Consider the following 12,899-nt stretch of genomic DNA (forward strand, 5'->3'; position numbering starts at 1 on the left):
TTCAGGGCGGCTACCGCTCGGCTCGCGGAGCCTCGCTGCCTGAGCCGCCAGTGATCGAATCCCTGCGCCGAGCGTTGCCGTGTCTGCGGCAGGGACGGGACGGACGATGAAGGGCGAGCTGAAGACCTATCAGGCCAAGCGCCGCTTCGCCGAGACCCCCGAACCGAAGGGCACCAAGGCCACCCGCAAGGGGGCCGCGCCCCTGCGCTACCTGATCCAGCGGCACGCGGCCACGCGGCTGCACTACGACTTCCGCATCGAATTCGACGGGGTGCTGAAGTCCTGGGCGGTGACCAAGGCCCCGTCGCGCGACACGACCGTCAAGCGTCTGGCGGTGGAGGTCGAGGACCACCCGCTGGACTACGGATCGTTCGAGGGCACGATTCCCGACGGCAACTATGGCGCGGGCACGGTCCAGCTGTGGGACACCGGCACCTGGTCGCCCCGGCATCCCGAGACCCTGGAGGCGGACTGGGCCAAGGGGTCGATCAAGATGGACCTGGACGGAGAGCGGCTGAAGGGCGGCTGGGCGCTCGTCCGGCTCAAGTCGGATCGCGGCAAGCCCTCGAAATGGGCCAACTGGCTGCTGCTCAAGGAGAAGGACGCCCATGCCGTGCCGGGCGAGGGGGACGCGCTGGCCGAAATCGATGCCTCGATCACCACGGGCCGAAGTCTGGCGGAGATCGCCGCGGGCAAGACGCCGGGGACCCCGACACGGCCGACGGGACGCAAGGCTGCCGCCAGACCGAAGGCGGCGCCGTCCGGGGCGACCCTGTCGAAGCCGCCGGCCTTCACGCCGATCCAGCTGTGCAAGGTCGCCGACCACCCGCCGTCCGGAGCCGGCTGGGCGCATGAGATCAAGTTCGACGGTTACCGCGTGCAGATCGCGACGGGCGGCGGCAAGGCCCGGCTCTACACGCGCAGCGGCCTCGACTGGTCGCAGAAGTTCCCCGAGGTCGTCGCCGACGCGGCCCGCTGGCCCGACGGGGTGATCGACGGCGAACTGTGCGCGCTGGACCCCGACCACATGCCGGACTTCCCCGCCCTGCAGGCGGCCATCTCGGCCGGCAGGACCGCCGACCTGGTCTTCTTCGCCTTCGACCTGCTGTCCGAGGGGACCGAGGACCTGCGCGAGAAGCCGCTGTCCCACCGCAAGGCCCGGCTCAGCGGCCATATCGACCGGATGTCCAGGGCGGCACGGGACCGGATCCGCTACGTCGACCACTTCGCCTCGACCGGCCAGGCGGTGCTGGAAAGCGCCTGCCGGATGGACCTGGAGGGCGTGATCTCCAAGAAGCTGGACGCGCCCTACACCGCGGGGCGGTCGTCCACCTGGCTCAAGTCCAAATGCCGGGGCGGGGACGAGGTCGTCATCGGCGGCTGGTCGTCGGAGAACGGCACCCGGTTCCGGTCCCTGCTGGTCGGGGTGCGGGAGGGTGAAGGCCTGCGCTATCTCGGCCGCGTCGGCACCGGCTATTCGCAGGCCGTGATGAAGACGCTGCTGCCGGCCCTGAAGGCGGCGGCGTCGGACGCCAGTCCCTTCGCGGGCAAGGGCGCGCCGCGCGGCGGGCGCGACATCCACTGGCTGAAGCCGGTCCTCGTCGCCGAGGTGACCCACGGCGGCTATACCGAATCCGGATCGTTGCGACAGGCCGCCTTCAAGGGCCTGCGGGCGGACAAGCCGGCCGCCGAGGTCACCGAGCGCCCGCAGACCCCGACCCCGACCGGCAAGGCCGCGCCTGCCACCGACCTGCATGTGCCGGGCGAACCCGCGCCGCTCGCCTCGGCCCGGGGCAAGGTGGTGGTCGCCGGGGTGACGATCTCCAATCCCGACAAGATCCTGTGGCCGGCCCGGGACGGTCATCCGGCCATCACCAAGGCGGAGCTGGCGCGCTACTACGAGGCCGCAGCCGACCGCATCCTGCCCCATGTCGCCGATCGCCCCACCTCGATCATCCGCGCGCCCGAAGGCGTGGGCGGCGAGACCTTCTTCCAGCGCCACGCCATGCCGGGGTCGAACCCCCGGCTGAAGCTGATCGATGTGCATGAACGCAAACCCTATGTCGCCGTCGTCGACGTCGGCGGGCTGGTCGCCATCGGCCAGTCGGGCGGGCTGGAGCTTCACCCCTGGGGCTGCGCGCCGGGCGAGCCGGAAATCCCGGACCAGGTCACCTTCGACCTCGACCCCGACGAGGGGCTCGATTTCGAGGACGTGATCTCGGCGGCCAGGGTCGTGCGGAAAAAGCTGGAGGCGCTGGGCCTTCATCCCTTCGTCAAGACGACCGGCGGCAAGGGGCTGCACGTCGTCGTGCCGATCAAAACCGACGCCCGGAGCCGCGTGACCTGGGATCAGAACAAGGCCTTCGCCAAGGGCGTGTCCGAGGCCATCCGGGCCGAGGCGCCGGACCGGTTCACAACGACCCTGGCCAAGAAGGCGCGGGGCGGGAAGATCTTCCTCGACTATCTGCGCAACGGCCGGATGGCGACCGCCGTCGCCCCGTGGTCGCCGCGCGCCCGGCCCGGCGCGGGCATCGCCTTCCCCCTGGCCTGGACCCAGGTGAAGGCGGGCCTGGACCCCACCGCCTTCAGCCTGCGTACCTATCCGGCGCTGCTGAAGAAGCCGGATCCGTGGAAGGATTTCCGGGTCTCGGCCGTCAGCCTGAAGGGGGCGTTGAAGAAGCTCTAGCGTCCCACGGCGTGCAAATCGCCGCTGTGCTGTCTCAGCCAGGCGCGGAATGGCCGATGGTCGCCGACCAGCCGGTGCACGACCGACCAGTAGGCGGGGCTGTGGTCGGCGTGGACCAGATGCGCGACCTCGTGCGCGGCCAGATAGTCCAGCACGGCGGGCGGGGCCATGACGACGCGCCACGAATAGCGGATCGAGCGCGACATCGGGCTGCAGGAGCCCCAGCGCGACGTCGGATCGTTGATGCCGAGGGTCACCGGCGCCTGGCCGAGGGTCGTCAGATGGACCTGGGTCCGTTCCGTCAGGGTCTCGCGCGCCAGTCGCTTCAGCAGGTTGACGACCCGGCGGGCGAAAGCCTCACCCTCGCCGCCCGAGACGATCCGGAATCCGTCGGCGCCCACGACCAGCCGCGCCGAGCCCGCGCCGCCCGTGGCTTCGAGCACCGCCGTGCCGCCGCGAAACGGGATGACCGCGCCGGGGACCAGTGCGGTCCCCGAGGGCCGGGCCGACAGACGTTCGGCGATCCAGTCCGCCTTGGACCGGGCAAAGGTGACGGCATCCGACAGCCGCCGCTCCGAAGGCGCGACCGCGACGGCTTCGCCGGCGCGGGCGTCGATGCGGATCGAGATGCGCCGGGCGCGCGGATTGACGCTCAGCCGAAGCTGGGCCCCACCCTCAAGCGGCAGCCGCTGACCGGTCCGATACGGCGCAGAGCTTTTCATTCGCGGCGATGAAGTCCCGGGTGCGGGTGTAGATCTCCTCGCGGAATCGACGCCCGTTGAAGACGCCGTAGTGGCCCACCCCCGGCTGGACGTAAAGCACACGACGATCGTCGGGAATGCTGGTGCAGAGCGTATGCGCCGCCTGGGTCTGGCCGACGCCCGAGATGTCGTCCTTCTCGCCCTCCACCGTCATCAGGCCGATGTCGGTGATCTTCGTCAGATCGACCGGCACGCCACGATGTTCCAGCAGGCCGCGCGGCAGCAGGTGAGACTGGAAGACGATGTCGATGGTCTGGAGATAGAACTCCTCGGTCAGATCGAGGACCGACAGGTATTCGTCGTAGAACTGTTCGTGCTTCTCGACGCCGTCGCCGTCGCCGGCCACCAGGTCGCGGAAATACTCCCAGTGGGCGTCGGTGTGGCGCGCCTCGTTCATCGACATGAAGCTGTAGAGCTGGACGAAGCCCGGATAGACCTCGCGGCCGAAGCCCGGATAGGGCCAGGGCACGGTGTGAATCATGTTCGACTGGAACCAGGCGAACGGCTTGGCCTCCGCCAGCTGGTTGGTCACCGTGGGCGACAGGCGCGCGTCGATAGGCGACCCCATGAAGGTCATGGAGGCCGGCCGGTTGGGATCGTTCTCGGCCGCCATGATGGCGGCGGCGGCCAGCACCGGCGGTCCGGGCTGGCAGACGCCGACGACGTGGGCGCGCGGACCGATCTGGGCCAGCATGGTGCGGACGTGGTCGATGTAGTCGTGGAAGTCGAACCGGCCTTCCAGCATCGGCACCTGGCGGGCGTTGACCCAGTCGGTGACGTAGACGTCGTGGTCCTGCAGGAAGGTCTCGACCGTGCCGCGCAGCAGGGTCGCATAGTGGCCGGACAGGGGGGCCACGATCAGGACGCTGGGGGCCGCGGCCGGCTTTCCGGCGCGCTTGAGGTCCCCGATGTTGCGCGCGAACCGCAGCAGACGGACCCAGGGGCTTTTCCACACGACCTGTTCGGTGGTGCGCACCGGCCGGTCGTTGATGGTGATCACGTCCAGGCCCCAGGCGGGCTTGCCGTACCGGCGCGTGACGCTTTCGAACAGCTCGGCCGAGGCATAGGCCGTGCGGCCGATGGCGGTGTCGGACGCCGGGTTCATCGGCGAGGTCCAGAACCGGCGCGCCATCTGGGCCCCGATGCGGAAAGGCTGCGCCGACTGATAGGCGAGCTCGTGAAGTGCGTAGAGCATGGAATCCTGTGATCGGCCCCCGCCGAGACGGGCATCGCACCATAGAACGCGCTGCACTGCAAAAGGATTTATCTAGAAAGCGAGGCAGTAGGCAGTCGGCAATAGGCAGTAGGCGATGGCGCGGAAGGGGCGGGGCGGGGCGGGTCGGCTGCGCGGCGGAAGCTGTTTGCAGACGACGGCCGTCGATGCCGTCCTTCTACTGCCTACTGCCTACTGCCTACTGCCTACTGCCTACCATCCTACCCCCGCGCCATCACCCGCTGGATCAGCTGGGCCGAGCGGTCGGGGCCCAGGTCGTGGGCGAGCGCCGAGCGATAGCGGCCGTCCGGACCGATCAGATAGACGGTCAGGGAGTGGTTCATAGTGTAGTCGGGCCCGGTCCCGACCTTCTGGTAGAAGGCGCGATAGGCGTCGGCGGCCGACTTCACCTGGGCGTCGGTGCCGGTCAGGCCGATCACGCCCTCGGGAAAGCCATCGCTGGACAGGTAGTCCTTCAGCGCCTGGGGCGTGTCGCGGGCCGGATCGACCGAGATGAAGACGATCTGGAGGTCATCGGCCGCGGCACCCAGCCGGGCCTTGGTGGCCTCGAGCGCCTGCAGGGTGGTGGGGCAGAAATCGGGGCAGTAGGTGAAGCCGAAGAAGACCAGGCTCCACTTGCCGTTCAGCAGGGTCTGGTCGACCGCCTGCCCGTCCTGGTTCACCAGCTGGAAGGGTCCGCCCACGCTGGCCTGTCCGGTGCCCGTTCCCTCGGCGACGGCCGCGGCCTGCTCGCGCCCCGTCACGACCACGACGGTCACGGCCGCCAGAGCGACCGCGATCGCAATACAGGCACCGGCGAACAGCAGGACGGAACGGCGTGGCATCGTGTCTCCATGGGGCGGGGCCGACATCGGGGCGGCGAGGGTCTATAGACCCGTCGTGGACCAGAGCGAAGCCAACCCGTCATTTGCCGCCAACGCGTCGCAGGGGACCCCCCTGTCGGGATGGCGCGACCTGCCCCGGCGCGCCCGCGGGCTGAGCCTTCGCACGCTCATCATCCTGCGCTGGCTGGCCATCGCCGGCCAGACGGCGACGGTCATCGTCCTCGTAATGATGCTGCATTTCCCCCTGCCGGTCTGGCAGGTGCTGAGCGTCATCGGGGCCAGTGCGCTGGTGAACCTGTCGGCCATGTCGCGGCTGCGCCAGACGGACAGCCGCCTGCCGGACGGACGCCAGACGGCGATCCATCTGGGGTTCGACATCCTGCAGCTGACCGCCCTGCTGGCCTTCACCGGCGGGCTGGAGAACCCGTTCTGCCTCCTGCTGGTCGCGCCGGTGACGGTCGCGGCGGCGTCGCTGCCCGGGCGTCAGGCCCTGGGGCTGGGCCTGATGGTGCTGATCTCGACCACGGCGCTGTTCTTCTGGTCCATGCCCCTGCCGTGGCAGTCGGGGACCGAGCTGGAACTGCCGCCCCTGTACCGGTTCGGGGTGGGTCTGGCCCTGATCACCGGCGTGGTCTTCACCGCCGCCTATGCCTGGCGGGTCGCGGCCGAGGCGGAGAAGCTGGAGCTGGCCCTGGCCACAACCCAGGACGTGCTGCAGCGCGAGCAGAGGCTGGCCGCGCTCGGCGGTCTGGCCGCCGCCGCCGCCCATGAACTGGGCACGCCGCTGGCCACCATCCAGATCGTGGCCAAGGAACTGCTGCGCGCCGCCGCCCCCGACGGGCCGATCGCCGAGGACGCCCGGCTGATGCTGCTGCAGGCCGATCGCTGCCGCGACATCCTGAAACGCCTGTCCCAGCGGCCCGAGGACGGCGATGAGCTCTATACCGAGGTCGGGCTGAAAGCCCTGCTGTCCGAGGTGGTCGAGCCGCATCTCGGGTTCGACCTGGACATTTCCGTGGAGGTCCGGACTCCGCCGGGCATGGCGGCACCCCATGTCCGGCGCCTGGCCGAAGTCGTCCACGGGCTTTCCGCCATCGTCGAGAACGCGGCCGATTTCGCGGCGACTCGGGTTCGCGTCCTGGGCTCGGCCGACGTGCAGTGGATCACGATCGAGGTCCTCGACGATGGCCCCGGCTTTGCCGCCGACATCCTGCCCCGGCTGGGCGAGCCCTATGTCACCAGCCGCCCGCACGGAAAGGCGCGTCAGGCCCTGGCCTCTCAGCTGGCGTCCGCCGCCGGAGCGGCCCGGCCCGGCAAGCGGGGGCGGGCCGCTCCACCGATCGTGGATGTGATCCCCAGCCAGGGCGGCATGGGTCTGGGTTTCTTCATCGCGCGCACCCTGCTGGAACGCACGGGCGGTCAGGTGGTGGTCGGCCACGGCGACGGCGGTCCAGGCCCGAACAAGGGCGCCCGCGTGACCGTCCGCTGGCCCCGACGGGCCCTGGAGGCCACGACGGCCTGACCGGAGGTGACGGATCGCCGCACGGCTTGATCCAAGCTGTGCGGGAACCCACTCTGCTCTGCAGGGAGACAAATACCATGCCGACGACCGCCACCAACCTTGAAGACCGCATCGCCGGGCTCGAGGATCGCTCGCTTCTGCTGCTCGACGACGATCAGGCGCTGCGGACCCGACTGGGTCGCGCGCTGGAGGCGCGGGGGTTCGAGGTGACGACCGCCGGCTCGGTCGGCGAGGCCACCGAGGCGCTGAAGACCCATCAGCCCGCCTTTGCCGTGCTGGACATGCGGCTGGAGGACGGCAACGGCCTGAAGATCGTCGAGGCCATCCGCGACCGCCGGGCGGATTCCCGCATCGTGATGCTGACGGGCTATGGCGCGATCGCCACCGCGGTCGCGGCGGTCAAGGCCGGCGCGGTCGACTATCTGTCGAAGCCGGCCGATGCCGATGACGTGGTCAAGGCCCTGATGGCCACGGGCGATGCGCCCGAGCCGCCGGACAATCCCATGAGCGCCGACCGCGTCCGTTGGGAGCACATCCAGCGCGTCTACGAGCTGTGCGACCACAATGTCTCGGAGACGGCGCGCCGCCTCGGCATGCACCGCCGGACCCTGCAGCGCATTCTGGCCAAGCGCGCGCCGCGCTAGGGCTTGATCGATTGAGGAGGACCCACTGCGTGGGTCCGCCGAAAGCGTGAATCACGCTCTAGGGCTTGAGTGCCCGCATGGCGGCGAGGCGGCCGAAGGCGATGGTCAGGGCCTTGCGCCGTGCCGGGGCCAGCGGGCTGACCGGCGCATCGCGGACCACGGCCCCCCCGAAGCTGTCGGCCACGATCAGTCCCGGCGCGTCCGGAAGGATGCCGTCGGGAAACTCCGGCGCGACCGCGAAATAGAAGGCGTCGCAGAAGGGCGCGTACTCGGGCCATTTGCGGTCGACCCGGAAGTCGTCAGGCCCCGACTTGACCTCGACGATGACGATGTCGCCCTTGCGCCCCAGGGCCATGACGTCGGCGCGCCGCCCGTTGGGCAGGCAGACCTCGAGCAGGGGCGCATAGCCCATGTCGGCCAGCAACCGGGCCGCCCCACGCGTCACGCCCAGCGTCGTCTCGGGACGGCTGAAGACGAGTTCAAGGTGCGCGGCGGCGGGCATCCGCGCACTATGTTCCGGTTAGGTTCCGCTCGCAAGCGGAGCGTCAGACCCCGGTCTGAACGATCTCTGTGGTGCTGAAGCCCAGGGCGCGGGCCCGGGCCAGCGTGGCGGCGCGCACGGAGGCGGAGGGGCTCTGCGACCGGTGCCAGATCCACCAGCTGGACTTGTTGGGCAGGCCCATGATCGCCCAGCTGTAGTCGGGCGCATGATCCCAGACCCAGTATTGCTGGGACGCCAGACCGCCGAAGCTGAGCAGGCCCGTCAGGCTGAACCGGAATTTGGCGTTGGTCGCCGTGTCGGTGACCGAGGCATTGGCCCGCAGCGTCTCGACCCGGCCCGTCTCGCGGCGGGTGCAGGTGACGAGGATCGAATAGCGATTGGCCTCGTTCGCCGGGTTGAAGTCGATCTGGGCGCGGCTGCAGTCGCGCTGCATGCCGTTGTCGTTGCGCGCGATCTCGAACCAGCGACCATCGAACTGGTCGAGGTTCACCCGGGGGGCCTGGGCCGCGGCCGGCAGGGCGCTGGCGAGAAGGGCGGCGGCGGCAAGCGCGAGGGTTCGGGCGTCGGTCATGGGCGTCATAGGCTCTTCGGTGATCGGCGTTGGCCGCGAAGATACGAAGGTGATGCGCCGATGGTTGCCTAGGGTTCGAAGCGCCTGCGGTTCTCGCGCCATTCGTCGGCGGTCTGGCCCCACAGGTCGACGCGCTCGTCCTGCATCGGTTCGGGCAGTCGGCCGGGTCCGCGATTGACCGATCCCAGCCGCCCGGCGACCCGCGCGGACGCGAAATTCTCCGGCGCGATGCAGTGGATCACGTCGGTCCAGCGCAGGACGTCGACGGCGTAGTCCATGGACGCCACCGCCGCCTCCACCGCGTAGCCCCGGCCGCGGGCGTCGGGGTGCAGGCTCCAGCCCACCTCCGTGCCGGGCCAGCCATAGGGGTGCAGGGGTCCGATCCGGCCCATCCACAGGCCGCTGTCCTTCTCGATCACCGAAAACATCGCCTCGCCCGTCGCCGCCCACTGGCCGATCACGGCCATCAGGGCCCGCCAGGTCTGGGGCGGCGCCTGTACCCCGCCGAGGAACCGCATCGTCTCCGGATCGAGATGAAACTCGGCCCAGCGGGGGAAATCCTCGATCTCGGGCGGACGCAGGAGCAGGCGGGCCGTCTCAATCACCGGGCCGGTCAAAGCGGATACTCCCTTTCCAGTTCGTAGTGGCTGCCGCCGTCGGACAGGACGCTGGAATACAGCCCGAACCGGTCCACCCGGATCGGCGGGGAATGCAGCAGGTTGTGTCCGGTGATCCAGGCGCCGATCCGGTCGGGATTGGTCTGGGTCTTGAGATAGGCCAGCGTCAGGTGCGGGCGATAGACGCGCGGCTCCATCCGGACCCCGGCGCGCTCCGCAGCCGCCCGGCAGCGCCCGGCCAGAACGGTCAGCCGTTCGCCGGGCTCCACTCCCGCCCACAGGGTGTGGCTGCGATGCGCATCGCCGAACGCGCCGACGCCCTTCAGTTCGATGTCGAACGCGCCGGGCGGGATGCGCGCCAGCTCGGCCGCCAGATCGTCGGCGCGGCGTTCGTCGACCTCGCCGAAGAAGGCCAGGGTGACGTGAAGCTGTTCCGGCGTCCGCCATTTCGCGCCCGGCAGACCGGTCTGGCGACGCGCCAGGGTTTCGGCCACATCGAACGGGACGGGGAGGGCGGTGAACAGGCGCAGCATGGGATCAGCCTATCGGCGCGGGTCCTGCGGCGAAAGGTCGGAACCCTTCCGGCTGCGAGCCGCTTGCAAGACCACAGGGGACACACGATATTCCTTGCAGTCGCCGGGGGCTTTTTCCCTGGCCTATTGGAGATTGATCTCGCGATGAGCGACTTCAGAAACGGTTATTCGACGCCGGCACCCGCCCACGCCGACATGGCCGTGGACGCCGGCCTGCGCAGCTTCATGCTGGGCGTCTACAACAAGCTGGCCCTGGGCCTGCTCGTGGCGGGCGGCCTGGCCTATCTGACCGGCAACGTGCCGGCGGTGCAGCAGCTGTTCTTCGCCCCCACACCTGACGGCCGCATCGGAATGACCATGCTGGGCATGATCGTCCAGTTCCTGCCGATCGTGCTGTTGTTCGGCTCGATGTTCTTCATGAAGAACCCGACGGCGCGGGGCGTGAACATGCTCTACTGGGCCGTGGTGGCCTCGATCGGCGCGGGCATGGGCATCCTGTTCCTGCGCTACACCGGCGGTTCGCTGGCCTCGACCTTCTTCGTGACGGCCGCCTCGTTCGGTGCGCTGAGCCTGGTGGGCTACACGACCAAGAAGGACCTGACGGCCATGGGCTCGTTCCTGATCATGGGCGTGATCGGTCTGATCATCGCCTCGATCGTGAACATCTTCATGCAGTCGGGCACGCTGTACCTGATCATCTCGGGTCTCGGCGTTCTGATCTTCGCCGGTCTGATCGCCTTCGATACGCAGCGCCTGAAGATGACCTACTACCAGCTGGGCGGAAACGAAGCGGCGATGGGTGTGGCGACGGGCTTTGGTGCCCTGAGCCTGTTCATCAACTTCGTGAACCTGTTCCAGTTTCTGCTGGCCTTCATGGGCGGCAATCGCAACTAGGCCTTTCGGGCATCCAGCCCGATCGGATCAGGAGGCCCCGGCGGAAACGCCGGGGCCTTTTTATTCCACCACCTGGAATTTGCGGCTGTCGAACACCCGCAGCACCTGCGCCAGTTCCCGGCCGCGCTTCATCACGACGCCGCCTTCACCGATGACCGACCACTGGCCCTGACGGGCCTGCAGCGACGGGCGTTTCTCGATGCGATAGGCGGGAGCGTCGCCGGACCGGCGGAAGACGGCGAACTCGGCCGACTCCCGGCCGCCGACCATGGCGTAGTCCCGCCATTCCGCCTGGGCGACCATGCGGCCATAGACCCGAAGGATCAGGTCGAGCTCCCGCCGCTCGAAGAAGACGGAGCCGGATGGGCCGGGGTCGAGGGGGGTCACGTCGGCGCTCATCCGATCAATCTAGGCGCACTCCCGGCGAACACCAGCGGGGGCCCCGAGCGAAAAGATTCGCTGTCACGAAATGGCCCCGTTTCGGTCCATCGCCGGACAGATCAGGTCGCGAAATACAGACCGTCGGCCTGACGGAGTTCGGAAGCGTCCCGGATCCTGAACAGCCCCCCCAGCCCCCCTGGATGTCTCCAGCGTATGGGCTCCGACGGGCCGGCGCTTCCTCCAAAGCGAGACGTCCGCCCTGCCCCCCTCCCCCCAATGGCACGGCGGGCGTTTTGCTGTGTGGGCCCGACCGGAACGCAAAACGCCGGGGCGACGACCCCGGCGTTTCGGTCTCTGCGGCCTGACGGATCAGGTGCCGGGGGTGATCGCCAGCTCCACGACCTCACCGTCACGACGCACTGTCAGGGCCCCGCTGTCGGCCAGTCTTTCGGCCAGGTCGGACAGGGACGAGACGGACTCGCCCGCGACGGCCGTGATGACATCGCCGGCGCGCAGATCCTGCTGGGCGGCCGGTGAGCCCCCCTCGACCGCGACGACGATCAGGCCGGGGTCGTCACCCTTGCCGTCGGCCGGCGTCAGAGAGCGGATGCCGGCCCCGTAGGCCTGGAGCGCGGAGGAGCCCAGTCGCACGGCGGCGGTGGACTCGGTCTCGACGGTCATCCGGGCGGTCGTGCTCTGGCCGTCGCGCAGATAGACGAGCGTCAGCGGCGTGCCCGGAGCGGCGATGCCGACCGTGGCCTGAACCGACCCGGCGTTGGCGACCGGCCGGTTCTGGATGCGGGTGATGACGTCGCCGGTCCGCAGGCCGGCGCGTTCGGCCGGTGAGCCGGGCATAACGTCCTCGACGATGGCCCCGCGTACGAAGCCCAGATCCCGCTCCACCGCGCGCTCTGCGGTCAGCGAGCCGAGCGTGGCGCCGATCATGCCGCGCGTGACCGAGCCGTTGGCGCGGATCTGGTCGACGACGAACATCAGGATGCGGGTGGGGACCGCGAAGGCGATGCCGTCGTTGCCGCCGCCCATGTCGCCGGACAGGATCGAGGTGTTGATGCCAATCAACCGACCCCGGCTGTCCAGCAGCGGCCCGCCCGAGTTGCCCGAGTTCACCGCGGCGTCGGTCTGGATATAGTCCTCGACGGCGTCGCCCATGCCCGACCGGCCGAGGCCGGAGATCACGCCCATGGTCAGGGTCTGGTCCAGCCCCAGCGGATAGCCGACGGCGAAGGCCAGATCCCCGGTGCGCAGGGTGTCGGAGTCGACGGTCTCGACCTGGGACAGGCCGGTCGCCTGGATCTGCAGGACGGCCACGTCGGTGGCCGTGTCGGTCCCCAGCAGGACCGCGTCGACCAGGCGTCCGTCGGTCATGTCCACGCGGAACTTCTGGCCGCCCTCGATGACGTGGTTGTTGGTGACGATGATGCCGGCCGCCGCGTCGATGATCACGCCCGATCCGCTGGAGACCGCCGTCGGCTCGGTCTCGCCCGTCGTCGGCCCGGCCGAGACGCCGAGGGTCGTGACCTGGACCACGGCGGGCAGCGAGCGTTCCAGCCCGGCCGCAAAGGTGAAGACGCCGCGTCGGGCGTCGAAGGGCAGGGACGAGGGTCCGCTCTGGGCCGAGGCGGCACCTGCGCCGAACAGGGTCAGGGCGATCGCCGTTCCCGCCAGAATTCCCGCACGTGTCATCTGTCCAACCCCAATGTTCGAAAGGA

General features: G+C 69.4%; 13 protein-coding genes. 4 read left to right on the forward strand and 9 right to left on the reverse strand.

Going from position 1 to position 12,899, the window contains the following annotated elements; translation table 11 throughout:
* The first annotated feature begins 106 nt into the window (after positions 1 to 106).
* A complete protein-coding gene (gene ligD / locus BRESU_RS02605) occupies positions 107 to 2,686 on the forward strand; it encodes a DNA ligase D (RefSeq protein ID WP_013267939.1) in 2,580 nt (859 codons plus the stop codon).
* On the opposite strand, the gene BRESU_RS02610 is transcribed toward ligD, so the two are convergent.
* The 3 genes from BRESU_RS02610 to BRESU_RS02620 all read right to left on the reverse strand — a co-directional run bounded on the left by BRESU_RS02610 (position 2,683) and on the right by BRESU_RS02620 (position 5,505).
* Entirely contained in the window at positions 2,683 to 3,408 is a 726-nt protein-coding gene (locus BRESU_RS02610) for a M48 family metallopeptidase (RefSeq protein WP_013267940.1), read from the reverse strand. The two genes, ligD and BRESU_RS02610, sit on opposite strands and share 4 nt — an antisense overlap.
* A complete protein-coding gene (locus tag BRESU_RS02615) occupies positions 3,362 to 4,642 on the reverse strand; it encodes a polyhydroxyalkanoate depolymerase (RefSeq protein WP_013267941.1) in 1,281 nt (426 codons plus the stop codon). The genes BRESU_RS02610 and BRESU_RS02615 overlap by 47 nt, the downstream gene beginning before the upstream one ends.
* Positions 4,643 to 4,881: 239 nt before the next feature.
* The gene (locus BRESU_RS02620) at positions 4,882 to 5,505 is read right to left on the reverse strand and encodes an SCO family protein (protein ID WP_013267942.1); all 624 of its coding nucleotides are present in this window, start codon (positions 5,503 to 5,505) and stop codon (positions 4,882 to 4,884) included.
* Positions 5,506 to 5,560: 55 nt separating this feature from the next.
* Between BRESU_RS02620 and BRESU_RS02625 the strand changes: the two genes are divergently transcribed.
* Positions 5,561 to 7,027, forward strand: coding sequence for an ActS/PrrB/RegB family redox-sensitive histidine kinase (locus tag BRESU_RS02625; protein ID WP_050762453.1), 1,467 nt, complete (start codon positions 5,561 to 5,563; stop codon positions 7,025 to 7,027).
* A gap of 77 nt (positions 7,028 to 7,104) precedes the next feature.
* A complete protein-coding gene (locus BRESU_RS02630; RefSeq protein WP_013267944.1) occupies positions 7,105 to 7,671 on the forward strand; it encodes an ActR/PrrA/RegA family redox response regulator transcription factor in 567 nt (188 codons plus the stop codon).
* Between the two features lie 58 nt (positions 7,672 to 7,729).
* Here the strand turns inward: BRESU_RS02630 and mmcB are convergent, their stop codons facing one another.
* The 4 genes from mmcB to thpR form a co-directional block, all read right to left on the reverse strand.
* The gene (gene mmcB / locus BRESU_RS02635) at positions 7,730 to 8,173 is read right to left on the reverse strand and encodes a DNA repair putative endonuclease MmcB (RefSeq protein ID WP_013267945.1); all 444 of its coding nucleotides are present in this window, start codon (positions 8,171 to 8,173) and stop codon (positions 7,730 to 7,732) included.
* 43 nt (positions 8,174 to 8,216) lie between these two features.
* The gene (locus tag BRESU_RS02640; RefSeq protein WP_013267946.1) at positions 8,217 to 8,744 is read right to left on the reverse strand and encodes a lipocalin family protein; all 528 of its coding nucleotides are present in this window, start codon (positions 8,742 to 8,744) and stop codon (positions 8,217 to 8,219) included.
* Between the two features lie 68 nt (positions 8,745 to 8,812).
* Complete coding sequence (locus BRESU_RS02645) at positions 8,813 to 9,349, reverse strand: GNAT family N-acetyltransferase (RefSeq protein ID WP_245528588.1); 537 nt, start codon at positions 9,347 to 9,349, stop codon at positions 8,813 to 8,815.
* An 8-nt stretch (positions 9,350 to 9,357) separates the two neighbouring features.
* Entirely contained in the window at positions 9,358 to 9,894 is a 537-nt protein-coding gene (gene thpR, locus BRESU_RS02650) for an RNA 2',3'-cyclic phosphodiesterase (RefSeq protein ID WP_013267948.1), read from the reverse strand.
* A 144-nt stretch (positions 9,895 to 10,038) separates the two neighbouring features.
* On the opposite strand from thpR, the gene BRESU_RS02655 reads away from it, so the two are divergent.
* Positions 10,039 to 10,788 carry a Bax inhibitor-1/YccA family protein gene (locus BRESU_RS02655; protein WP_013267949.1) on the forward strand — a complete coding sequence of 250 codons (750 nt, stop codon included), beginning with the start codon at positions 10,039 to 10,041 and terminating at the stop codon, positions 10,786 to 10,788.
* A gap of 60 nt (positions 10,789 to 10,848) precedes the next feature.
* Here BRESU_RS02655 and BRESU_RS02660 read toward each other — a convergent pair whose 3' ends face one another.
* Together BRESU_RS02660 and BRESU_RS02665 are read right to left on the reverse strand one after the other, a co-directional pair.
* On the reverse strand, positions 10,849 to 11,187 hold the full coding sequence (locus BRESU_RS02660; protein ID WP_013267950.1) for a DUF2794 domain-containing protein: 339 nt from the start codon (positions 11,185 to 11,187) through the stop codon (positions 10,849 to 10,851).
* A 351-nt stretch (positions 11,188 to 11,538) separates the two neighbouring features.
* Positions 11,539 to 12,873, reverse strand: coding sequence for a trypsin-like peptidase domain-containing protein (locus tag BRESU_RS02665; protein WP_013267951.1), 1,335 nt, complete (start codon positions 12,871 to 12,873; stop codon positions 11,539 to 11,541).
* Between the last annotated feature and the right edge of the window lie 26 nt (positions 12,874 to 12,899).

Source organism: Brevundimonas subvibrioides ATCC 15264 (assembly GCF_000144605.1).
In the GTDB taxonomy this organism is placed as follows: domain Bacteria; phylum Pseudomonadota; class Alphaproteobacteria; order Caulobacterales; family Caulobacteraceae; genus Brevundimonas; species Brevundimonas subvibrioides.